The following is a 24,147-nucleotide window of genomic DNA, read 5'->3' as shown; positions in this document are numbered from 1 at the left end:
TTAGTGATATGAAGTTGGCAAAAGTTGCGTTGTCGGTTATTTAGGCGGCCAACAGATAAAATTGTTCTGCCGGTGATAATCCCTCTCCGGTAGGATGCTGAAGTTGCCCTTTACGTATCATGTGAACTAACTCAATACCTCCCAATATCGTCTGTGCCCGCCGAAACGATTTGAATCCCTGCATGGGTCGTATACGGCGTTTGATATTCCGTTGATCTTGTTCAACGAGGTTATTCAGATACTTGTTCTGCCTAACAGTAATGGTTTCTTCTTTTAGTTTGTCAGCGCTGCCGTGTTGGCGCCACTTTTATCGATGGTCACTGTTTCAGGTTCATCGCGGTGTCTAATGGCCTTGCTAAAGAAACGTAATGCAGCTGCAGCATTACGTTTGGTGGTCAGCAGGAAGTAGATGGTCTGGCCTGAAGTATCCACCGCCCGGTATAGATATTTCCACTGCCATTTGATTTTGATATAGGTTTCATCCATGCTCCACAGACGACCTCCTTAGCGTTTATGTCGGCGAAACGCCTTATCCAGTAATGGCACCAGGCGGATAACCCAGCGGTGGACCAAGGCGCTGACATTCCATTTAGTTGTTCGCTCCTGGCTGATCGCCATGCTCCTCCAACTGTTGCACCTCAACAAATACGCCGTCAGGATCGTATTCAAGCCGGAGTCTTTGCAGTTTCTCCCAGTTCTCTGCGGCGAAGCACATGCTGGTCTCGCCCGCCCTTGTCTCAAGATCGTACTCGTTGATATAACTGCTACGAGCAATCTCCTGAAGCTCGTCATACATCCGTTTTAACCAATATTGATTGACACTGTCATCTTTTGCATCATCCCACTGGGCGTAGGTCGATACAAAGAACTTGCCGTGTGCCGAAAAGGCTGCTTGCGGATAGGTGGTCACACCCCGCCAGAGAATCGTTGTAAGGGTACTCCGGGACGGCGCGTCTGATAAATACCGGGATAGGATGGAAACCAATTCTTGCGTGTTATCTGTAAGGATATTGTCGGCATAAAACCTTTTTGATACCACCATGCTGTTGAACTGCTCGTAAATGGCCTCGAAGTTTGAGGGCTGATTGATGGCCAAGGCTGTAAGTGGCAGCTCTAGGCTGGTTTCAAAAGATTCGCGTAGCGCTTGCGCCTCTTGCGGGCTATCGGTAAACGCCAAAATATTTAACAGCACTGTTGGTGTGCCACCCGATGTCGGGGGGCTGACAGACATCATCACCTGAAGATTTGTAGGGGGAGATGCGTCTTCAAGTCTCGCCAATAAATCGTGCAAATGCGTGAAAGGTAGCGTATATGAGCTGTTGGTTATTACCCGAGGCAATGAGTAGCAACTGAGATAAAAACGGGTCACAACAAAAAACGAACAGGGTCCAGCGCCACGAGCGGCCCAGAACAAGTCTGGCTCCTGGGTTTCGGAAACATGTCGTAAACGACCGTCTGCGGTGACAATGTCCAAGGCTTGTACGTTGAATACGCTCATTCCTCCCCATTGGCTACAGTTGATCCCGAGCCCTCCCCCCAACAGGAATCCGCTGATACCCACTTCTTTTACATGCCCTGTCGGAAAAGCCAAACCTTTAGCCGCCAGTGCATGACTCAATTGACCACTACTGACCCCAGGTTCAACGATGGCGCGTTTGCGCCGGCTATCGATATCAAGTCCCTTCAAGCCGGAAATGTCCAACATCAGCGTATCAACGCGAAGAAAACAACCGGAGTAATTGTGCCCACTTCCACGCACGCTCACTTCCATGCTTCGCTCCTTGGCAAATACAACCGCGCGAATCACATCGGCCTCAGTCGCAGCGCGTACTATTCCAGCAGGTCTACGTGTTGGGCCTCGACCATTCCAGACGCTGGTGAGATACCACTCATCAAAGGCGGGATGCGAAGCAAGACGAACCTCGCCATCCAGTTGCGATGCCAGCTTCAGTAGAGACCGAGAAGTCTGCGTAGCGGCGGATATTCCCAGATCCTGGCTGACGATGGAATAGAGTCGTTTCGGTTTGAACTCCAAGTGAGTCTTGATGTGGGAATTCAAGCGGCCGCACTCGATAAGATTAATTCCTCTTTCGAATGCATAGCGATACACGGCAGACACACCCAAGGTGTAAGGGCTGAAATCGGAACTCTCAAAATCCATGCCGGCCGACCAGACATGGAGAGCGCCGTCTTCCTCGAAGCAGATAAAGCCGCTGACAATTTGCCCGTTCTGTTCTACGACGATAAGGCGAACCAAATCGCCGCAAAAATGGCAAAAAACAGCCAATTGTGATTCTGGCCAATAATAGGGCGTCCCCAGCCGTTTGGTGGTCAAATGATACAACCGGGCCAGTTTCTCAATTTCATTATCAAAGGGAGGAGCAAGTATTCGAACTTTGGCATCGCTGTGGTTGAAGATACGAAGCTGGCGTATCATTTCGTAATGCCCATAGTTGGGCAAAGGCTGCACAAAACTGTCAAAATCCGGAAAAGCATCCAGTTCGATTGAAAATTTATCCGCCATGTAGTTTATATTTAGCCCATTACGTTGAGCCTCACGCAAGAGCACACCATCCTGTACATTGAGAAAACAGAAATAACGTGCCTGCTCAGCCTGTGCGATAGCCGTAATAGCATCGAATATTCGTGCGTAAAGACTCGGGTCGTGACTTAACGTCGGTATCGTGGTATCCGTACAATGTATAATATGACTAAACAGTCCGCGCTCTTCAGATCCTACCGAGAGCTTAGTGGAGGAAACCAATAACCCTAACGGATCAACGGACCGAAATTCTTGAAGATAAATCGGGACCAGCGCAATCAGCCTCCCCTCGTCTCGCGCAAGCAAATAGAAAATTTTACTGACGTTTAACAACGGTGATTGCTCAGCCGCGATAAGAAATCGCAGATCGTAAAATAGGGGCGCCTTGCTTTGAAGAAAAAACGCGCGATACTCAGCAGGATCCAGGTCTTTAGCACTATTGAGAATATCAAGGGTTGTCGTCATTAAAGCCTCCACGGTTTATTGGATTGGCAGATAACTTGACTGAATGGCAATAGGCAACATTAAAAAAACAGCATGTTACCTTTCTGCACCTTAATGCGACAGAAGCCCCCGCACTCCTGATTTTCACTTATTGCAACAAAAGCCTTTTCTTCTTATTGTGCTGTGTATCCACCATCTATCGTAATCGTTTGTCCAGTAATAGCTGTCACGTTATCTTCTGCAAGAAAAACAATAGTATGTGCAACCTCTTCCTGAGTGGTAAAACGCTTGTTTGGCATCATTTCTATAAATGTCTTTTTATTGTTTTCACTATGGCCTAAAAAACGATCAAACATTTTTCCTTCTACGGGCCCTGGGGAAATCGAATTAACCCTAACTCCAGTAGTTGCAACTTCCAGAGCTGCTGTTTTGGTCAATCCCTCAATTGCGTGTTTACTTGCAACATAAATCCCAGTGTTAGGAAGGCCAACGATACCAGCAATTGAAGATATATTGATGATGCTACCTTTTCCTCTTTCCACCATCACAGGAATTTGATATTTCATCGCCAGCAGAGTACCTAATACGTTGGTATTGAATACCAAATGAAAGTTATCTTGGGTTACGGCTTGGATCTCTGCAGTTTCACCTACCGTGCCTGCACAATTTACAGCTACATCCAACGAGTCGAATCGCTCCAGAGTCATCTCGATAAGGTGCTTTATATCTGATTCACTATTCATATCAGCATTAACATAAAGTACGTCTTTATTAATGAGTTTGAGGGAATTTAATATCACTTCTCCTTCTTCGGGTCGGCGACCTGAAAACACGACATTATAGCCCATTTCAGAGAATAGCTTAGTCGCCGCATTCCCAATCCCAGAAAGCGCCCCCGTTATCAATATTGTTTTTTTCATGTAATACCTATTTTTATAGAGTGTAACTCGATACATGCCATTGCCTTAAAAATACACTTATGGCAACTTCAGTTAATTTTTATTTAAAAACAAAAATTAAAACAAACATGACAGTTTAAAATACTCACACCCTACATATTCACCGAAATTTACTGTTCCTATACCCTAGACTAGGGAAAATGATTTTCACAGCCCGTTATATTAATATGAAATATTTCTTATGGTAAAAAACATATCTCAGTGTTAAATACCATAATTACAGCATTAATCGACATAATCAATTGTAGTTAGTGGGGGAGTTGAGTTTTCTCCCAAAAAAAACATCAATAATTCTTATTTAAAAAACAAATAAACAACTTAAATAACTAATTATTTCAATTAATTGTGTTTTATTTAAATAGAAAATGACTCTTTTACAGCATCTATGGATGCAACTAGCATTCTTGAATACACTGTATATACTTTCTATTAAACCAGTTATCGATAATCTCTTAAGTAGGATATGAATTGCAGATGACTATGATGTGACTAAATAGAAAGGAGCCGATATGATGGTAAGTACTGGTTGTTATCACATTTATGGCGTCTGTGGGACACGCGATTATAGCCTGTTCATTGATTATGTGTGCGAGTCGATCCCAACACATGAAATGTATTTATTGCAGCAGATAGAACTTTGCCCAGATCAGATATTACATGATTGGCAAGTTAGTCAGAACCCTCAGATTTCCGAAGTGTTTGAAATAGAGAACGTTTCCTCCGAAGAAGATGCTGAAGAAGCGGTCTTATTTTGGAGAGCATATTTTAGTTCACTTGGCGAAACGGTCATTGATGGCAGGCATGTAGGTGATACATTTAGTCGACCTTAATGAGAATGGTACACCCGAGGTGGAGAATTAAAAATCATCTATCAGATTAATCACGGGAATGTAAAAAAAAGCTATATTTAATAATTGATTTTAGATGATATATTTTATCTTTTTAATTAAAGATACATTCAATTTAAGTTGAAGTTTATGGTGTGTATATTATAGAAGATTTAAAATCTGACGTGCGGAGTATGTCTCATAAATTAATGGCTAGTAATTTCGTGATAAATATAAGTAAAGTTCAGATGGCAAACACTTTTTATGGGCCATGTTTAAATATGAAAAATACTGAATTAAATAATTTAAAAACGAAATTGTTATTTAATAACGATGTTACTAATGAGTTGAATTCATCATTTGGACAAGATGTCATTAAAAAAATGATACCGCATCGTGAGCCATTTCTTATGGTAGACAATGTGGAACTGATCAATCTGGAGCTCAGGTTAATACAAGCAATAAGAAGAGTAGACGAAAAAAAACCAGTATTTGATGGTCATTTCCCCAATGTTCCTATATATCCAGGTGTATTGCAACAAGAGAGCATGTTTCAAACCGCGCTTATTTTGATGTATTTTCTGTTAAATGAAACGGCTATACCACCAGTAGAGGATAATATTATTAACGCGGTGGGAACTCGAGTCTATGATGTCTTTCATTTGTCTGCAGTACACCCCGGTGAATTAATGACTATTCGCTGCTGCATTACAGAGTACGACTCATTTATAGCCACTGCCATTGTTCAAATCACGGTTAACGATCAGATCGTAACCATCGGAAAAGGAGAATTTTATGTCTACTGATCGTATCGTTGTTACAGGCATTGCCATTAATACTCCCATTGGTGACACATTAGATCTCGTGGGCAATAATTTATTATCTGGAAAATCAGCCATTGGTTACTGGCGCAATTTTGATACCAGCAACATCTATTCAAAGATTGGCGGCCAGCTACCTGAGTATGATATTAAAAGCAAGTTGCACTCGTTTAGAAACCGTATCCCAGAAAGCGTGCTTGCCCGTGCGGAGAAGGTCTTTAAACAAACTAACACAGGTGTCCAACTTTCAGTATTGATGGCAATGGATGCCTGGTTAGACGCTGGGTTATTTGAACAAATTATTGACCCTTTTGATTGCGGAGTCATTTGTGGGGGCCATAACCTTTCTGATAAATATTTACTTGATCAGCAAAAGATTTTCTCTGATGAACCCGAATTTATTGATGCTTTTTCCGGGTTAAATTCGCTTGATACGGACCATTCATCTTCTGTGGCCCAGGTATTAAATACCAAAGGATTAGCCTATCTGGTTGGTGGCACCTGTGCTACGGGGAACATTGCTATTCAGGCGGCAATCAATGCAATTACAGTAGAAAAAAAACAGGTAATGGCCGTTGTTTGCCCAATGGCCTCTTTCCACCCGATGATGTTACATTCGCTGACGATTTTAGACGCTATCTGTTATAGCCAGTATCAAGATACTCCCACCAAAGCCAGTCGTCCCTATGACATAAATCGCAGTGGCTTCCTGCCGTCTGAAGGCGGTGCAGTCTTAATACTTGAGCAAATAGACCATGCCAAAAATCGGGGAGCTAGAATTTATGCTGAGCTTCTTGGTGCCAATGTTAACTCTGATGCCAACCATTTAGGCGATCCCTCTCATGAAGGGCAAGTTCGGGTTATTCAAGATGTCCTAAAGAAATGCAATATCTCCCCAGAGCAAGTTGATTATGTCAGTGCGCATGCCACCTCTACTAAATTAGGGGATATTGTAGAATTAAAATCAATTAAAAAAGTGTTTGGTACGCATGCGGAAAAACTGATTATCAATGCCCCAAAATCCTTGCTGGGGCACACGATGTGGTCATCTGGTGGCGTGGAAGCCGCGATAGCCATTTGGCAAATGAGGCAGGGTGAATTCCACCAATCACATAATATCGAAACCCTTGATCCCGAGGTCGAATTAAATGTTTGTGCCTTTGGGAATGTAAAAAAAGAAGTTAATATTTTTCTAAACAATTCTTTTGGTATGGGTGGGATTAACAGCGCTAGCTTATTTGGTCGATACCATGGTTAGCATGAACCTTTTTATCAGCGGTGGTGCCAGTGGCATTGGACGGAGTGTGGTCATTGCGGCTTTAGGCAAAGGCTGGAATGTTGGTTTTAGTTACTATAATAATAGGGATGGCGCACAACAACTTCTTGATATCGCCGCCGCACAGTTCCCACAATAATTATGTCGCGCTTATGAACTCGATGTTACCGACAGCGGCGCAGTAGAGTCAGTAGGTGACTGCCTTCTCGCCGATTTTAGCAATTTTGATGCGGTTATTTGCAATGCCGGGATAGATTTACCTGGCAATTTGGTTTCGATGACTGATGAAGATTGGGCTTTAGTACTTAATACCAATTTAAGTGGCTCGTTCTATCTCATTCGTTATTTCTTGCCTTTATTTCTTGCCAATAAATATGGGCGCATTGTCACTCTATCTTCCCTCGCTAAAGATGGGTCATCAGGACAAGCGGCTTATGCTGCATCAAAAGCCGGTTTGGTCGGGTTAACTAAAACAACGGCGAAGGAATATGGACGTTTCGGTATTACGGCCAATGTTGTTGTCCCAGGCTTAATTGATACCGAAATTATTGGAAATGACATTAAGGGTATTAAGAATTTTTTTGCTCAACATGCGCCAGTGGGAAGGCTAGGTTCCCCCAGTGAAGTAGCTGAGGTCATTTTATTTCTTGTAGCTAAAGAAAGTAGTTATGTAAACGGCGCGGTTTTCAGTGTGACCGGTGGCATTGACTGGGTTTATTAACTTCGGGATACCTTAATGAATAATATTGGTATTGAAAAATCCGTATCTACCCAAGTAGCTTGGTGCTGAAGTTATCTGAATTGGCACAAGCACGTGGTGGAGACAACAAATACATTCAAGAATCTTTAATGGTTATAAAGCGCAGTTTAGTACCACAGTGGGAAGATGCGGTCACCCTTGCAGTCAATAGTGCCAAAGATATGCTCAACGATCAGGACCGTTCGGATATTGGTTTATTTATTATTGCAACAGAGTCAGGCTTAGACCAGGAAAAGGCTATAAGTACTTGGGCGCACCGCTATTTGAGACTGCCTGCTACTTGCCGTGTTTTTGAACTGAAATCTGCCTGCCATGCCGGAGCGGCGGCATTAAAAATGGCTGAGTCATGGATATCATCCGGTCTTAATCACGGTAAGAAAGTGCTATTGATCAATGTGGATATCAGTAATAACATGATTTGCCACGGAAAGATGGAGTATAGCCTTGGCGCTGGGGCTATTGCCTTGCTTATCTCAAATAATCCTCTTTTTGCGGTCATTGAAACGGGGAAATCGGGTATTCATACTCATGAAGTGACGGATGTTATTCGTCCTCTTCCTTGGAAAGAGGTCGCTTTCGATGTAGAAGCCAGTCTTTTCTCTTATATGGATGGACTCGAAAATGCTTTCGAGGAATATTGTAAACAGACACCTGATGCTCGAGAGAGTGCCTACTTCAATTATAATTTATACCACGTCCCTTTCCCTGGAATTAGTAAAGAAGCACATAAAATATTATTAGAACTCCAAGGGCTCTTTGGAAAAGAGGCATTCGCTACTTTATTTAAACAAAAAGTTATGCCTTCTCTATATTATTCGCAAGAAATAGGGGCAACCTATTGTGGCAGTATTTTTCTTTCCCTATTTTCACTGATTGTAAAAGCACCAGAGCTTCAACCAGGTGATCGAATTGGGGTCTACTCTTATGGTTCAGGGTCCTGTGCTGAGTATTTCAGTATGCAGGTCGGGGATCAAGCGTTAGAGATTGCGCAACAGCAAGGTACGGCATTGGACATATTGCTTGCCCAACGGAAAATATTGGATATAGCGGCATACGAGCAACTGGAAAATGCGCGTAGTGCACAAATGCAAGGTAAAGACTATAGCTTAGACAGGGACAACTTACAGGACTGGTATACACAACATTACAGCGGGAGTGGGCTCCTTATTCTTGAGCGTATTGATAACCACTTACGGAGTTATTGCTATGCATGAATATGTCACTGTACCTATCAAATTTAATCCCAATTCATTAGCCGACTTCGAAAGCCGCTTTATCTCTGCGCTAAATAACGAGCGCTATAACGTTATTGTGCTTACGGGCGGGCCTACCTACTTTAGTATGGGTATGGATCTTACGTATATTTCTACCGATTATGACGCCAACTTTGTGTCACAGTTCTGCACTATCCTAAAAATGGTAAGGAGTAGCCATAAGCCAGTATTAGCTAAGGTTGAAGGAAATGTTATCGCGGGGGGAATTGCCTTACTGTCAGTCGTCGATTTTATTCTATCGAGCGATACTGCTTCTTTTAGTTTGCCAGAAGTCACATTTGGAATTACACCAACAATAGCCATGTCTTGCTTACTTGAACGTATTAGGCCTCATCATCTTAAATACTTCGTATGGAGTTCAAGTGTTATTTCGGCAAAACAAGCCCTAAAATGGGGTTTAATCGATCAGGTAAATATACTGGAAAACTTAGACCAAGATATTCAAGTTATGAGTAAGAAGCTATCTCGCGTTCCAACATCCGCTATAAAAGAAAGTAAGTTACTGTTGACGGAACATCATTCTTTCGACGAAAGGCTGGATTTAGGTGGACATCTTCTGGTGAAAAAATTAAATGACTCTCAGACCATAGAAAAAATATGTCAGTATTTAGAAAACATCAAGTTGTTTAATGATGAATATGCGGATGACAAATATGAAAAAACTCTATTTAAGAAAAATTGATGAAGGCATCGTTTTTATGCATATTAACGATCCAGTCAACAATAATGCCATTGATGATGAATTCTGTTTACAGTTGCATGGTATTATCGACACGATAAAGAAAGACAAAACCATTAAAGTACTTATTTTAGTCGGATTGCCTGATATATTTTGTACCGGTGGAACCGAGGCGTTTTTACAAAGCCTAATCACACACTACAAAACTAATATTGAGCATGAGTATGCCAATCACCTCAAGAACTTTCTGAATATACCGATCCCAGTTATTGCTGCGATGGAAGGCAGTGCTACAGGTGGGGGATTAGTCTTAGGTTTATATGCGGATATTTTAGTCGCGGCGGAAGAGAGCCGCTATGGCATGTCATTTATGAACATGGGTTTCACCCCAGGGATGGGATCAACCGCCATGAGTAAGGCGGCATTTGGTTACTATACCGGTTTTGAAATGATGGTCACCGGTAACTATCTTAGAGGCTGTGGGCTGAAAGGAAAATGTTGTTTCAATTATATTTTGCCTCGCGCCACGGTCATGGAAAAAGCCATTGAATTGGCTACAGCCATTGCTGAAAAACCACGCCATAGCTTGGAGTTATTAAAAAAATACATGTCTATCGACAGACGAAAAACACTAGAGGAAACAAGCACCATAGAGGCGTTTATGCACCATATTGCATTTAATCAAAGCAATATTGAACAGCAAATACAAGACAATTACACGGGTTAGATATGCTGAATAACTTTAGTGAAATGACCGTATTGGTAACTGGCGGTACGAAAGGTATCGGGCGGGCTACTGTTGAAAGCTTTGTTAAGGCGGGAGCAAAAGTATATGGCACTTATTTTTGGGGAGACAATTTAGATGAAGTTGAAAACTATTTTTCTCAATATATCAATCGTCCAATCTTCCTTCAGGCGGATATCAGTGATGAAGACACAACCATACGGCTAATTGAAACCATTGCTCAAGAAAACAAAAGAATCGATATTCTTATTCTCAATGCTGCGTTTGCTCCCCAATTTAAAGATACTTATAAATTTAGGGGGCTGCTTGATAGTATTGAACACAACGCCTGGCCACTTGTCACTTATATAGATTGCATTAAGCAATATTTTTTTCAATATCCTGGTTATGTAGTTGCAATTACTTCCGAAGGACATCGTAGTTGCCATATAACAGGCTATGATTATGTTGCGGCATCGAAAGCGGTATTGGAAACATTAACTAAATACATTGGTGCACGGGAAAATATCATTATTAACTGCATTTCACCTGGTGTGGTAGATACAGAAGCCTTTGAATTGGTTTTTGGTAAAAAAGCACAAACATTTATTCGAAAATTTGATCCAGATTTCATTGTCAAACCTGAGGCTGTTGGCAATGTAAGTGTAGCTCTTTGCAGCGGATTAATGGATGCCGTGCGTGGTCAGGTCATCACCGTTGATAATGGCAGGATGTTTACTGACAACTTTACCAAGTGGATCGAAATGATTGAAACTCATTTTGTCGAGAAATAATGAGGGAGAATCTCCTCTATCACGAATATTACTCCGAGTTAACTCATATCGCTCGGTATTATTCACGTTACTTTAACCTAAAAGGTATTAATCATGTCTATTTCCAAAGGTAACTCATTTCTTGGCCGATGGAAACTTGAGTCCTGTGTTGGTAACAGTGGAGGTATACATATTTATCCTATAGGTAGTGAACCGTTTGGTATGTTGACCTATACCGAACAATATATGATGGTGTTTATTGCATCAGGTAAAAGAACTCAATTTAGCACGGAGGATATTCGTGCTATCCCGTCAGAACAGATCGTGGCAGATTTTCCTAAATTTGAAACATATTGTGGCCATTACGATGTGAATCACGATAAAAACATCGTCACGCATTTTATTGAAAATAGCAAAATTCCCAATCAAATTGGCACTGAATTTCGCCGATACTTTATTTTTGAGTATGATAAGTTAATTCTTAAATCCACGGATGGTATATTTCTCAATGGGGAGTCATGGTTGTTTGAGCTTGTTTGGAACAGAGAAGAATAAATTTTTATTAATAAATAAGAGAGGATGTTATGGATAGAGAATATATTGCTAATATTGTGAAAAAACACATTATTAATTCTGTCGATGGTATCAAGGAAGATGACATTGATTTGCAAAAATCAATGGCAGACTATGGCGCAAGCAGCTTAGACATAGTTTCCGTTGTCTCAGGTGCTATGAGAGAGTTAAAAATAAAAATCCCACGTACTGAGTTAAAAAATATTAAATCTATAAACGGCCTGATTGATATGTTTGTAACGAGCAGTTCAGAGGCTTAGACATCTATGAACTATGGCCTACGGAGGGGCCATTTTCCGAACTAAAATAGGAAAGATTACCTATTTTTATAGCACCACCACAGTAAAGAGGGCGATACATGGCATCACATCATGCAATTTTATTTCCGGGGCAGGGGGCGCAGCGTCCAGACATGGGGGCTCCGATATTTGATATCTACCCCAAATTAGTGGCAGATGCTGAAGAAATTGCTGAGTTTAGTATTCGTGATTTTTTTCTGGATTATCCTGCGGATCGGTTTAGCAACACCCTTTACGTTCAGCCAGCTTTATATACAGTTAATGCTTTGTATTATCGTCGATATATTGATGAGTCTGGGGCGTTACCATTATTTCTAGCGGGTCATTCTCTTGGCGAATTTAATGCATTACATGCCGCCGGTGTATTCGACTTTGAAACAGGATTGCGTCTGGTAAAAAAAAGAGCCTTGCTGATGTCTGAAAGTCAGGGGGGAGGTATGGCTGCTGTTCTTGGTCTGAATGCTGAAGAAGTGGCTCAAATCCTTGAGGAGAATAATCTTTTTGATATTTCGATAGCTAATATTAACTCCGATTTACAAATGGTGCCCCATTCCCGAACGAAACGCAACAAACCATCATGCGTTATGCAGCGAGTAGATACTCTAAAAATACCTCATTCGGTGAGCTGTATTCCAGAGATTTGCGCCCCCGAGTGTTGAGGATGTGCTCCAGTCTCGCAATATCTTCATCGCTGACGCCATTAAAATCGGTTCCTTTCGGATAAAACCGCCGTATCAGACCGTTGGTATGCTCATTCAACCCCCGCTCCCAGGAATGATAAGGCCGGGCAAAGTAAACCTTTGCGCCCGTTACCTGAGTGATGTCCTTATGTTTCGCAAACTCGGGTCCGTTATCTGCCGTCAGGGTTTTAAACTCACAGAAAGTATTCGCCACGATGTCCCTGAACGCTTCCACGACGCTCTCAGCGCACTTATTGGGGAGTTTACGGATAATGACCTGCTTTGTGGCTTTGTCCACGACCGTCAGCAGGAATGACTTCTGGTCTTTGCCAAAAATCGTATCGATTTCAACATGCCCGGGAACCTGTTTGAGTTCAGCCTCAGCAGGCCTGTGCTCAATGCCAACCCTGTCCGGGATGGGCGTGCGTCCGGGCTCACCCGTATCATAGCGATAGCGTTTACCCCGGTGAGGGAGCTGAAGGTAAAGCTTACCGCCAGCCTGTCTGTCCGAACGGATATAGCGGTAGAGGGTATTTTTGCTGACGGCGATATCAAACTGGATTTTCAGTCTCCCAGAGATAACCTCAGGGGAGGTATGTACAGCCAGCGCCTGCCGGAGAAAGTCTTGTGTCTGCTGGCCCAGAGGGAAACAGGCATTGTGTGCCGAGGTGGCGCCCCGCCGTTGTCTGGCGAAGGCATCAGCGCGTCTGGAGGAGTAAAGTCCGTTGAAGGCGGGGTCCGTATTACGTCTGAGCTCCCGGCTCAGCGTAGAGCGAGAGACGCCGAGCTCTCTGGCAATGCAGGACTGATTAACGCCTTCAGCTTTTCGTTTTTCGATGTAAAAGCGCTCATGCTGAGTCAAATGTTTTCCCTTCATGCAACAGGGTCTCCGACAGGGTCAATACGGCTATTTTATCCGTACCTGACCGGTGGGTCACTTTGTTGCATTTCGTTTGGGAATTGGCGGGTGATATCAGGGCCGATTGAGAGTATTAAACAGGCAGAAGAGATATTTTACGATAACTATGCAATTAAATATGTTGTACTGAGAGTGAGTGGTGCTTTTCATAGTACGATGTTAAATTCCGCAGCTATAAAATTCGGGGAATATATACAAGACTTTTCATTTTCATCGCCCACGATATCAGTTATCTCCAATAGGACGGCCTGTCCGTATACCGTATCCTCTGTAATAAAAAACCTCTCTGAGCATATTAATAAACCTGTCATGTGGAGGCAATCGGTTATCTATATGCGTACACACGGTGTAGATAGATTTACTGAGATGGGGGGGAGTTCTTTACTGCTGGATATGGTTAAGAATATTTTGTAGTAGTCTGGGTTTGAGGTCCAATGGTACGGAAGCGTACGATAGGGAATATTTTCTCATGGATTATCTCCCCTTCCTGCTGCCCTTGGCTTTACCCCAATTATCCCAAACTGGCGGATCTTCACGCTTGACCTACCCCAAAATCCTGCTCCATTCAGAAACATTTTTGAATTGAATTTATTAACTGATAGGGTTGTAACATCATAAAAAACAGCATGTTAGCCTTCCTCATTCTTAGGAGATAGCGCAACAATTAGAAAACACATAGTTGGTACTATAATCCACTGCTCAGCGCTGTATACAAACCATACATCTATAGGCATCCCTATAAGGAGATTCATTATAGACTGACGCAGCAAATCGCTGTCAGCAATCATCATTATTACAGTAAACCACATTCCTTTGATTAGAAGATTTTTTCCAGGTAGCTTCTCTCGAATAAATAACCAAATAAACACTTTACCCAGAGTCGGGATTAAAGCAGTTAAAGCAGCTATAACTACAATATAAACAGGATAAGGTTCCTGCAAAAGACCATCCATCCTACCTGCTTTAGTTGCAGCATCCATGTAGTCTAAAACCCATCCTCTTCCATATAAGACATGAAATGTGAAGCCAAATGCTGCTGACACTAATGTTACCAGACAAATACGTACCCAAAATATCATAAATTATTTCCTGCTATATTGTATGAAGAAGACATATTTTATCTCATTAATGGTGTTTCCTGAAAGTTGCATATACTAAATACTTTAAAAAATAAAGTGCCTTGCTCCGATATACGTTATCAAGAAGGCTCTGTCGCATTAGTGATATGAAGTTGGCAAAAGTTGCGTTGTCGGTTATTTAGGTGGCCAACAGATAAAATTTTTCCGCCGGTGACAATCTGTCACCAGTTGGATGTTGAAGCTGTTCTTTGCGTATCATGTGCACTAACTCAATGCCCGCCAATATCGTCTGCGCACGTCTAAATGATTTGAAGCCCAGCATCGATCGTATCCGCCGTTTGATATTTCGGTGATCCTGCTCCACAAGGTTATTCAGGTACTTATTCTGCCTGACGGTAATGCTTTCTTCCGCCGGTTTGCTGGAATTGAGTGTAGCCAGAGCCGCTGTATTGGCACCACTTTTATCAATGGTGACCACCTCAGGTTCGCCGTGTTGGCGAATAGCCTTGCGGAAAAAACGCAGTGCCGCCCCAGCGTCCCGTTTGGCGGTGAGTAGGAAGTCGATGGTCTGGCCTGCAGTATCGACCGCCTGGTACAGATATTTCCACTGACCTTTGACTTTGATGTAGGTCTCGTCCATTCGCCACCGCCGACCTACGGTACGTTTATGCCGACGAAACGCCTTATCCAGCAAGGGCACCAAGCGGATAACCCAACGATGTAACGTGGAATGGTCAACGGCAATACCGCGTTCAGCCATCATCTCTTCCAAATTGCGCAGGCTCAGGGTATAAGCCAGATACCAGCGAACACATTGTACGATGATATCAACGGGATAATGCCGGCGTTTAAAGGCGTTTCGGATCAGAGACATGGTTAGGCAACATCTTAAAAAAAAACAGCATGTTACCTGACGATGTCTTAATGCGACAGAACCGTTTATTTTACCTGCGCGTTTCTTACATCTTTGCCTGCTTCCCAAATGCGGTATTTCACATCAACTCCTTTTGGTACATAAACCACGATCGGTAGGCGACTGTTATAGCGCTGCATAGCGGCGTCCCCCAGATTGGCGGCGATAAATTGTGGGCGGCGGGTGTTATCCGGGCAAGCCATCATGGTTGAGGCCGGTTCGGAGATTTTATCCATCACCAAATAGTCAAAGCCCCAGCCAGACAAGGTTCTGGTTTCCAGCTTGCCACCGAGCATATGGCGGTTGCAGTCAACTTCAATGGTTTTACCTATCAGCAATTCAACTTTGAAGCGGCTTTCGTCTTCTTGTGGCTCGAGGAAAATGACCTGGCGGCTCATGCCTTTTTCAGCTTGAGGATAAGGCGCAATCTTCTCTAACGGCTGTTGTTGATTAAGTGGTGGCTCAGTAGCGGCAATAGTGCTGGCAGAGGCGGCCATTAACAGGCTGGTTATGGCGATTGACAGTCTTTTCATCTTTTGTCCCTATGATTTTAATTCCAGATGCAAAAATATCATCTATTCAACAGGCTGATTATAGGTGAAATCCGATTGGCTGATTTATCTATCTGCTTAAAGCTCGATTTCAATATCGCCTTTTGGCTGACAACAACAGGGCAGGATCTCGCCGGCCTGAATAAAAGCTAAAGGTTGCTGCGAATAGCAGACTTCGCCTTTCAGCAAGCGCAGGCGGCAGGAGCCACAATAGCCAGAGCGGCATTGGTATTCGATGGGTACCTGATGATATTCAAGCGTTTCTAGCAAGTTACGGCTGTTCGCGGGCCGGTTAAGTCGAGCACCGGTGGTGCTCAACTTGATAATAGATTTCATGGATTACAGCTCGAAATCACTCAGGTCGTCAGCACTGACTTCTGAATCAATTTGACCGACCAGATAAGAGCTGACTTCAACTTCCTGCGGTGCCACCTGCACGTTATCAGACACTAACCAGGAGTTGATCCACGGAATAGGGTTGGTTCGAGTAGCAAACGGCACACCCAGCCCCACCGCCTGCATGCGGATATTGGTGATGTATTCCACGTACTGACACAGAATCTCTTTGTTCAGACCAATCATGGAACCGTCACGGAACAGGTATTCAGCCCACTCTTTCTCTTGTTGGGCGGCCAGAACGAACAGGTCATAACACTGCTGTTGGCACTCTACGGCAATTTCGGCCATTTCCGGGTCATCTTCGCCAGAACGCATCAAATTAAGAATATGCTGGGTACCGGTTAAATGCAGGGCTTCATCGCGGGCAATCATTTTGATGATTTTGGCATTGCCTTCCATCAATTCGCGCTCCGCAAAAGCAAAGGAGCAGGCGAAACTGACATAAAAACGGATGGCTTCTAGCGCATTGACGCTCATCAGACACAGATAAAGCTGTTTTTTCAGCTCATGCAAATTGACGACGACAGTTTTACCATTAACTTGATGGGTGCCTTCCCCCAGCAGGTGGTAGTAGCTGGTCATTTCGATCAAATCATCATAATAGGCTGAGATATCTTTTGCGCGTTTGAGGATCTCTTCGTTGGTCACGATATCATCGAAAACTATCGACGGATCATTCACGATATTACGGATGATATGGGTGTACGAGCGTGAGTGGATGGTTTCTGAGAATGACCAGGTTTCCACCCAGGTTTCCAGTTCTGGAATTGAGATAAGCGGCAGTAAGGCAACGTTAGGGCTGCGGCCCTGAATTGAGTCCAGCAAGGTCTGGTATTTCAGGTTGCTGATAAAAATGTGTTTTTCATGATCTGGCAGTGCGTTGTAATCGATACGATCACGGGAGACATCTATCTCTTCTGGACGCCAGAAAAATGACAATTGCTTCTCAATCAGTTTTTCGAAAATAGCGTGTTTTTGCTGGTCGAAACGCGCCACGTTAACGGATTGACCAAAGAACATCGGTTCAAGCAACTGGTTATTTTTATTTTGCGAAAAAGTGGTATAGGCCATGATTTCCTCAGGGGACAACAATGCAAGGGCAAATGAAGAATGGCCCGGCGATAACCGTATTTGCGATTATCGCGTAGGGCCAGAACTATAAATCAGATCTTACATGCGCCGCCTTCACAGTCATCATCACCCGGCTGACTTTGAATATCTTCCTGCACATCATCAGCACCGTCGCGGGTGTTTTGATAGTAAAGGGTCTTCACACCAAATTTGTAGGTGGTCAGCAAATCTTTCAGCAATTGCTTCATCGGCACTTTGCCTGATGGGAAGCGGGTTGGGTCATAATTGGTGTTAGCTGAAATCGCCTGATCGACGAATTTCTGCATTAAGCCGACCAGTTGCAGGTAACCATCATTATTTGGCATATCCCACAGCAGTTCGTAAGCATCTTTCAAACGCTCATATTCAGGCACAACCTGGCGTAAAATGCCATCTTTCGAGGCTTTGATACTGACGTAACCACGCGGTGGCTCGATACCATTAGTGGCATTCGAGATCTGCGAAGACGTTTCAGATGGCATCAGCGCAGACAGTGTGGAGTTACGCAGGCCGTGAGTCTTAATATCGTTACGCAGCGTTTCCCAATCGTAGTGCAGTGGCTCGTTGCTGATGGCATCCAAATCTTTCTTATAGGTATCGATCGGCAAAATACCTTGCGAATAGGTGGTTTCATTGAACCACTGGCAGGCACCTTGCTCACGAGCCAACGCGTTAGAGGCTTTCAGCAAGTAGTACTGAATAGCTTCGAAGGTGCGGTGAGTCAGGTTATTAGCGCTGCCATCGGAATAACGCACGCCATTCTTCGCCAAGTAATAAGCAAAGTTAATCACCCCAATACCTAAGGTGCGACGGCCCATCGCGCCACGCTGCGCGGCGGCAATAGGGTAATCTTGGTAATCGAGCAAGGCATCCAGCGCACGTACAGCCAGTACCGCCAACTCTTCTAAATCGTCAAGGCTATCAATGGCACCTAAGTTGAAGGCAGACAGGGTGCAGAGCGCAATTTCGCCATTCTCGTCATTGATGTCATTGAGTGGTTTGGTTGGTAATGCAATTTCCAGACACAGGTTTGACTGCCGCACGGGGGCAATTTTCGGGTCAAACGGGCTGTGGGTGTTGCAGTGGTCAACGTTCTGAATATAGATACGGCCAGTCGAAGCACGCTCTTGCATCATCAGAGAGAATAACTCAACCGCTTTTACCCGTTGCTTACGGATGCTGCTGTCTTGTTCGTATTGGGTATAAAGGCGTTCAAACTCATCCTGATCAGCGAAGAACGCGTCATATAGCCCCGGTACATCCGATGGGCTAAACAGGGTGATATCTTCACCTTTTAGCAGGCGTTGATACATCAGTTTGTTGATTTGGACGCCGTAATCCATATGGCGCACGCGGTTGCCTTCAACACCACGGTTGTTCTTCAACACCAGTAGGCTTTCAACTTCCAGATGCCACATTGGGTAGAACAACGTGGCAGCACCTCCACGCACGCCACCCTGTGAACAGGATTTCACCGCAGTCTGGAAGTGTTTATAGAACGGGATACAACCGGTATGGAAAGCTTCACCACCACGGATTGGGCTACCTAACGCACGGATACGACCCGCATTGATACCGATACCGGCACGCTGTGACACATATTTAACAATGGCACTGGAGGTGGCATTGATAGAATCCAGGCTGTCACCACACTCGATTAACACACAAGAACTGAACTGACGAGTTGGGGTACGCACCCCTGACATAATCGGTGTCGGCAGCGAAATCTTAAAGGTTGAAACCGCATCATAGAAGCGTTTCACGTAATCGAGACGAGTTTCGCGCGGGTAGTTAGAGAACAGGCAGGCGGAAACCAGAATGTACAGGAATTGGGCACTTTCATAGATCTCACCGCTGACGCGGTTCTGCACCAGATATTTACCCTCCAACTGCTTAACCGCAGCGTAGGAGAAGTTCATATCGCGCCAATGGTCGATGAAAGTGTCCATCTGTTCGAATTCTTCTGCGGTATAATCTTCCAGCAGATGCTTGTCGTATTTACCCATTTCTACCATTTTCGCGACATGATCGACGAGTTTTGGCGGTTCAAACTGGCCATAAGCTTTTTTGCGCAGATGGAAAATAGCCAGACGCGCAGCCAGATACTGATAGTCAGGCGCATCGCGCGAGATAAGATCGGCCGCTGCTTTGATGATAGTTTCATGGATATCGGCAGTCTTAATGCCATCATAAAACTGAATGTGTGAACGCAATTCTACTTGAGAGACCGAGACGTTATGTAAACCTTCTGCGGCCCAGTCGATGACCCGGTGGATTTTATCCAGATTGATGCGTTCTTTGCTGCCATCGCGTTTAGTAACAAGTAGGCTTTGGTTCATGTGTTCTTGACCTTTTATCCCCGTTCTTCATGCACAAACAGCACAAATTTACACTCTCTATGATTACGAAAATCATTGAGGCTGTAGTGTATTGTTCAGTATGTAAACACTATATGTAGGGGGTGGGTAGTGGATAGATAACAAGATAGTGAGTATTGCGGCTTTTGGCAAGTGAACAAGAACGCTTAATTGTGTGGATAACTTGGGGGTGAATTGTTACGAAACGCTCTCAGACTGCGCCATCACTGGATCTTACCTACTGTCGCTTTGGGGGATAAGATTTTACTGAAAATCTTAAAAAGTGGATCGTTTGCCGGTTTATTAAACATTAGGAAAATCCCCTTCATCTTTCGCGCCGTAGCGGTGTTGGCTATCCTCACTCACCCCAGTCACTTAGTGGACTAAGCTTCTGGGAATTTGTTCGGTTGCCGCCTTGCTACAACGCGAAATCTATTGGGTATTGTTTGATTTTTATACTCCCCACGCGATGAGTTTATTCGCTATCTCGTTGAGTATGCACCATATAATTCACATCAACATTACCGCCAAGCTTAAAACGATCTGTTATCGGATTGTAATGTAGCCCGATAATGTGGCGCTCACGCAACAGGGTTTGATCAACCCAACCGATAAGTTCTGATGGGCGAATAAATTTTTTCGAATCATGGGTGCCTTTCGGAACCATTTTCAATATATATTCTGCACCGACCACGGCCATCAGCCAGGATTTGGTATTGCGGTTAATAGTTGAAAAGAATACGTGGCCACCGGGTTTGACCAATTGAGCGCAGGCGCGGATAACCGAGGCGGGATCTGGCACGTGTTCGAGCATCTCCATGCAGGTCACCACATCGTAGTGTTGTGGGTGTGCTTGCGCGTGGCTTTCAACTGTTTCTTGTACATAATCCAGTTTGGTACCGGTTTCCAGCGCATGTAGGCGAGCCACTTGCAACGGCTCATAGCCCATGTCCAGACCAGTGACGTGTGCTCCTTCCCGAGCCATGCTTTCGGCCAAAATTCCACCACCGCAGCCGACATCCAGCACTTTCTTATCAAAAATACCGCCAGAGCGCTGTAAAATGTAATCAAGACGCAGCGGGTTAATGCGATGAAGAGGTTTGAATTCACCTTCTAAATCCCACCAGCGAGAGGCAACTGCCTCAAATTTAGCGATTTCTTGCTCGTCGACATTCTGATGGCTAGCTGTGTTATCTACACGCATGGAGAGTTCTCACTGTTCTGTTTCTTTGCGCAGATTATACATGTTCCCTTCCAATTGACGCAGAATAATACCGTTAAGTTAGGCGGATAAGCCCGACATAAAGTCGTTTCGACAAACATCACGTAGTTTCGCCAAAATCTGGGTTTTGTGATATAGTTTCGTACCTTTAAATCCGGTAATTAGTAGAGGGATAGCGGCTCAATGAGCGACCTTGCCAGAGAAATAACACCGGTCAACATCGAGGAAGAGCTGAAAAGCTCCTATCTGGATTATGCGATGTCCGTTATTGTCGGACGTGCTTTACCAGATGTCCGGGATGGACTGAAACCGGTGCACCGTCGCGTACTGTATGCGATGAATGTACTGGGTAATGACTGGAATAAACCATACAAAAAATCGGCCCGTGTAGTCGGGGACGTTATCGGTAAATATCACCCGCATGGTGACAGCGCGGTCTACGACACAATTGTGCGTATGGCCCAGCCGTTCTCACTGCGCTATATGCTGGTGGATGGGCAGGGCAACTTCGGTTCCGTCGATGGCGATTCTGCTGCGGCGATGCGTTATACCGAAATCCGTATGTCTAAAATTGCTCACGAATTGTTAGCGGATTTAGAAAAAGATACCGTTGACTTCGTGCCTAACTATGATGGTACGGAACAGATCCCCGCAGTGATGCCAACCCGAATCCCTAACCTGTTGGTTAACGGTTCGTCAGGTATTGCCGTAGGGATGGCAACCAATATTCCGCCACATAACCTGTCTGAGGTTATTGATGGCTGTCTGGCTCTGATCGAAGATGAAAACATCACCATTGAAGGGTTGATGGAGTTCATTCCAGGTCCAGATTTCCCAACAGCCGCCATTATTAATGGTCGCCGTGGTATTGAAGAGGCTTATCGTACTGGCCGTGGCAAGGTCTATATCCGTGCCCGTGCTGAAGTTGAAGCTGACGCGAAAACCGGCCGTGAAACCATTATTGTTCACGAGATCCCGTATCAGGTGAACAAAGCACGGTTGATTGAGAAAATCGCTGAGCTGGTCAAAGAGAAACGCGTAGAAGGCATCAGCGCGTTACGTGATGAGTCTGATAAAGACGGCATGCGTATCGTGATTGAGATTAAACGTGACGCCGTCGGGGAAGTGGTTCTAAATAACCTCTATTCACTGACGCAACTTCAGGTGACTTTCGGTATCAATATGGTGGCTCTGTCTCAAGGGCAGCCTAAATTGCTTAACCTGAAAGACATTCTGGTTGCATTTGTGCGCCACCGTCGTGAAGTGGTGACGCGTCGTACCATTTTTGAACTGCGTAAAGCACGTGACCGCGCACACATCCTTGAAGCATTGGCAATTGCACTGGCTAACATCGATCCGATTATCGAATTGATCCGCCGTGCCGCCACTCCTGCTGAAGCCAAAGCGGGCTTGATTGCCAATTCATGGGAATTAGGCAACGTGGCGTCAATGTTGGAACGTGCCGGTGATGACGCTGCCCGCCCTGAGTGGCTGGAAGCTGAATACGGTATCCGTGACGGCAGATATTTCCTCACCGAGCAACAAGCTCAGGCAATCTTGGATCTGCGTTTGCAGAAACTGACGGGCCTGGAGCATGAAAAACTGCTGGATGAGTATAAAGAGCTGTTGACCTTAATTGGTGAGTTGATCTTTATTCTGGAAAACCCGGATCGCCTGATGGAGGTTATCCGTGAAGAATTGGTTGCTATCAAAGAGCAATATAACGACGCACGTCGTACTGAGATAACGGCTAATACTTCCGACATCAACATCGAAGATCTGATTAATCAGGAAGATGTGGTTGTGACGCTGTCCCATCAGGGCTACGTCAAATATCAACCGCTGACGGATTACGAAGCTCAGCGCCGTGGTGGTAAAGGTAAGTCGGCTGCCCGTATCAAAGAAGAAGACTTCATTGATCGTCTGTTGGTTGCCAATACCCATGATACTATTTTGTGCTTCTCCAGCCGTGGCCGTCTCTATTGGATGAAGGTCTATCAGTTGCCGGAAGCCAGCCGTGGTGCACGTGGTCGTCCGATCGTCAACTTATTGCCGCTTGAGCCAAATGAGCGTATTACCGCCATTCTGCCAGTGCGGGAATATGAAGAAGGCCGTCACATCTTTATGGCGACCGCCAGCGGCACCGTGAAGAAAACCGCTTTGACCGAGTTCAGTCGTCCACGCAGCGCCGGTATTATTGCCGTCAATCTGAATGAAGGCGATGAGCTGATTGGTGTGGATCTGACCGATGGCAGCAATGAAGTCATGCTGTTCTCTGCATTGGGTAAAGTGGTTCGCTTCCCTGAGTCACAGGTCCGTTCGATGGGCCGTACTGCGACCGGTGTACGTGGTATCAACCTCAATGGTGATGATCGGGTTATTTCTCTGATTATCCCACGTGGTGATGGCGAAATCTTGACTGTGACTGAAAACGGTTATGGTAAGCGTACCGCAGTGGAAGAGTACCCAACCAAGTCCCGTGCGACTCAGGGTGTTATCTCCATTAAAGTCAGTGAGCGTAATGGTAAGGTTGTGGGGGCTGTTCAGGTGGCTCCGACTGACCAGATCATGATGATCACCGATGCGGGTACTCTGGTGCGTACTCGCGTATCTGAGGTGAGTGTCGTGGGGCGTAATACCCAAGGTGTGACGCTGATCCGTACCGCAGAAGATGAGCATGTCGTTGGTCTGCAACGTGTTGCTGAGCCAGAAGAGGATGATGAAATCCTTGATGGCGAATCATTAGAAGGTGAAGAGGGCGGCGAAGACGATGCTGCACTGAATACACCAGAAGATGAAGATGCTGCTGATGAAGCAGAAGAAGGCGATGCTGAAGATGAGGACGACAACGTATAATGCGTTGTTGAAAACAAGAGCCAGCTTACGAGCTGGCTTTTTTATGGGCTATTGGTAGTGTATTCTGTTGCTCATGCAGCCTGTCTGGCCCTACTTTCCACCCTGGAATC

General features: G+C 44.6%; 19 protein-coding genes and 5 pseudogenes. 13 read left to right on the top strand and 11 right to left on the bottom strand.

The features are described from left to right. Positions 1-40 precede the first annotated feature (40 nt). The 3 genes and pseudogenes from ACWJJO_RS15035 to ACWJJO_RS15025 all read right to left on the bottom strand — a co-directional run. Positions 41-570, bottom strand: a pseudogene (locus ACWJJO_RS15035) (IS6 family transposase); the annotation flags it as partial. A gap of 19 nt (positions 571-589) precedes the next feature. Next, positions 590-3,007: a GNAT family N-acetyltransferase gene (locus ACWJJO_RS15030; protein WP_083158285.1), complete on the bottom strand. Its 2,418-nt coding sequence runs from the start codon at positions 3,005-3,007 to the stop codon at positions 590-592. Between the two features lie 152 nt (positions 3,008-3,159). Beyond that, positions 3,160-3,906 carry an SDR family NAD(P)-dependent oxidoreductase gene (locus ACWJJO_RS15025; protein WP_083163536.1) on the bottom strand — a complete coding sequence of 249 codons (747 nt, stop codon included), beginning with the start codon at positions 3,904-3,906 and terminating at the stop codon, positions 3,160-3,162. A 650-nt stretch (positions 3,907-4,556) separates the two neighbouring features. Here ACWJJO_RS15025 and ACWJJO_RS15020 point away from each other — a divergent pair. The 11 genes and pseudogenes from ACWJJO_RS15020 to ACWJJO_RS14970 all read left to right on the top strand — a co-directional run. Next, entirely contained in the window at positions 4,557-4,775 is a 219-nt protein-coding gene (locus ACWJJO_RS15020) for a hypothetical protein (RefSeq protein ID WP_050691900.1), read from the top strand. 278 nt (positions 4,776-5,053) lie between these two features. Further along, positions 5,054-5,578: a 3-hydroxyacyl-ACP dehydratase FabZ family protein gene (locus ACWJJO_RS15015; protein ID WP_481091596.1), complete on the top strand. Its 525-nt coding sequence runs from the start codon at positions 5,054-5,056 to the stop codon at positions 5,576-5,578. Further along, positions 5,568-6,851, top strand: coding sequence for a beta-ketoacyl-[acyl-carrier-protein] synthase family protein (locus ACWJJO_RS15010; RefSeq protein WP_083158286.1), 1,284 nt, complete (start codon positions 5,568-5,570; stop codon positions 6,849-6,851). Before ACWJJO_RS15015 ends, ACWJJO_RS15010 begins: the two co-directional genes overlap by 11 nt. A 1-nt stretch (position 6,852) precedes the next feature. Continuing rightward, a pseudogene (locus ACWJJO_RS15005) lies at positions 6,853-7,590 on the top strand (SDR family NAD(P)-dependent oxidoreductase). A gap of 15 nt (positions 7,591-7,605) precedes the next feature. After that, positions 7,606-8,843: pseudogene (locus ACWJJO_RS15000) on the top strand (hydroxymethylglutaryl-CoA synthase family protein). Beyond that, positions 8,836-9,585, top strand: coding sequence for an enoyl-CoA hydratase/isomerase family protein (locus ACWJJO_RS14995; RefSeq protein ID WP_083158289.1), 750 nt, complete (start codon positions 8,836-8,838; stop codon positions 9,583-9,585). Before ACWJJO_RS15000 ends, ACWJJO_RS14995 begins: the two are co-directional and overlap by 8 nt. Then, positions 9,557-10,309, top strand: a complete 753-nt coding sequence (locus tag ACWJJO_RS14990; protein ID WP_481091196.1) for a polyketide synthase — start codon at positions 9,557-9,559, stop codon at positions 10,307-10,309. Before ACWJJO_RS14995 ends, ACWJJO_RS14990 begins: the two co-directional genes overlap by 29 nt. Before the next feature lie 2 nt (positions 10,310-10,311). Further along, the gene (locus ACWJJO_RS14985) at positions 10,312-11,100 is read left to right on the top strand and encodes an SDR family oxidoreductase (protein ID WP_372569369.1); all 789 of its coding nucleotides are present in this window, start codon (positions 10,312-10,314) and stop codon (positions 11,098-11,100) included. Positions 11,101-11,193: 93 nt separating this feature from the next. Then, entirely contained in the window at positions 11,194-11,634 is a 441-nt protein-coding gene (locus tag ACWJJO_RS14980; RefSeq protein ID WP_083158292.1) for a lipocalin-like domain-containing protein, read from the top strand. Between the two features lie 29 nt (positions 11,635-11,663). After that, positions 11,664-11,912 (top strand): acyl carrier protein, encoded by a 249-nt coding sequence (locus tag ACWJJO_RS14975; protein WP_083158293.1) that lies wholly within the window; start codon positions 11,664-11,666, stop codon positions 11,910-11,912. 98 nt (positions 11,913-12,010) lie between these two features. Next, a pseudogene (locus ACWJJO_RS14970) lies at positions 12,011-12,496 on the top strand (acyltransferase domain-containing protein); the annotation flags it as partial. A 37-nt stretch (positions 12,497-12,533) separates the two neighbouring features. Here the strand turns inward: ACWJJO_RS14970 and ACWJJO_RS14965 are convergent. Then, entirely contained in the window at positions 12,534-13,508 is a 975-nt protein-coding gene (locus ACWJJO_RS14965; protein ID WP_481091195.1) for an IS30 family transposase, read from the bottom strand. A 90-nt stretch (positions 13,509-13,598) separates the two neighbouring features. Between ACWJJO_RS14965 and ACWJJO_RS14960 the strand changes: the two are divergent. Next, positions 13,599-13,964, top strand: a pseudogene (locus tag ACWJJO_RS14960) (ACP S-malonyltransferase); the annotation flags it as partial. A gap of 215 nt (positions 13,965-14,179) precedes the next feature. On the opposite strand, the gene ACWJJO_RS14955 reads toward ACWJJO_RS14960, so the two are convergent. From ACWJJO_RS14955 to ubiG, 7 genes are all read right to left on the bottom strand, one after another. Next, the gene (locus ACWJJO_RS14955) at positions 14,180-14,629 is read right to left on the bottom strand and encodes a hypothetical protein (protein WP_083158295.1); all 450 of its coding nucleotides are present in this window, start codon (positions 14,627-14,629) and stop codon (positions 14,180-14,182) included. Positions 14,630-14,807: 178 nt separating this feature from the next. Next, positions 14,808-15,503, bottom strand: a complete 696-nt coding sequence (locus ACWJJO_RS14950; RefSeq protein ID WP_481091194.1) for an IS6 family transposase — start codon at positions 15,501-15,503, stop codon at positions 14,808-14,810. Positions 15,504-15,568: 65 nt separating this feature from the next. After that, entirely contained in the window at positions 15,569-16,075 is a 507-nt protein-coding gene (eco, locus tag ACWJJO_RS14945) for a serine protease inhibitor ecotin (RefSeq protein ID WP_372569368.1), read from the bottom strand. Positions 16,076-16,171: 96 nt separating this feature from the next. Continuing rightward, positions 16,172-16,429, bottom strand: a complete 258-nt coding sequence (gene yfaE, locus ACWJJO_RS14940) for a class I ribonucleotide reductase maintenance protein YfaE (RefSeq protein ID WP_372569367.1) — start codon at positions 16,427-16,429, stop codon at positions 16,172-16,174. Between the two features lie 3 nt (positions 16,430-16,432). Further along, complete coding sequence (nrdB, locus tag ACWJJO_RS14935; RefSeq protein ID WP_083158298.1) at positions 16,433-17,563, bottom strand: class Ia ribonucleoside-diphosphate reductase subunit beta; 1,131 nt, start codon at positions 17,561-17,563, stop codon at positions 16,433-16,435. Positions 17,564-17,655: 92 nt separating this feature from the next. Further along, positions 17,656-19,941: a class 1a ribonucleoside-diphosphate reductase subunit alpha gene (gene nrdA / locus ACWJJO_RS14930; RefSeq protein ID WP_083158299.1), complete on the bottom strand. Its 2,286-nt coding sequence runs from the start codon at positions 19,939-19,941 to the stop codon at positions 17,656-17,658. Between the two features lie 493 nt (positions 19,942-20,434). After that, entirely contained in the window at positions 20,435-21,163 is a 729-nt protein-coding gene (gene ubiG / locus ACWJJO_RS14925; RefSeq protein WP_372559445.1) for a bifunctional 2-polyprenyl-6-hydroxyphenol methylase/3-demethylubiquinol 3-O-methyltransferase UbiG, read from the bottom strand. Between the two features lie 201 nt (positions 21,164-21,364). Here ubiG and gyrA point away from each other — a divergent pair, with 201 nt between their 5' ends. Then, positions 21,365-24,037, top strand: coding sequence for a DNA topoisomerase (ATP-hydrolyzing) subunit A (gene gyrA, locus ACWJJO_RS14920; protein WP_083158301.1), 2,673 nt, complete (start codon positions 21,365-21,367; stop codon positions 24,035-24,037). Positions 24,038-24,147: the final 110 nt, after the last annotated feature.

It is taken from the genome of Yersinia antarctica, assembly GCF_056636475.1.
The sequence above is the reverse complement of the archived record's forward strand: the minus strand, read 5'-3'. Positions and strand labels throughout refer to the sequence as shown.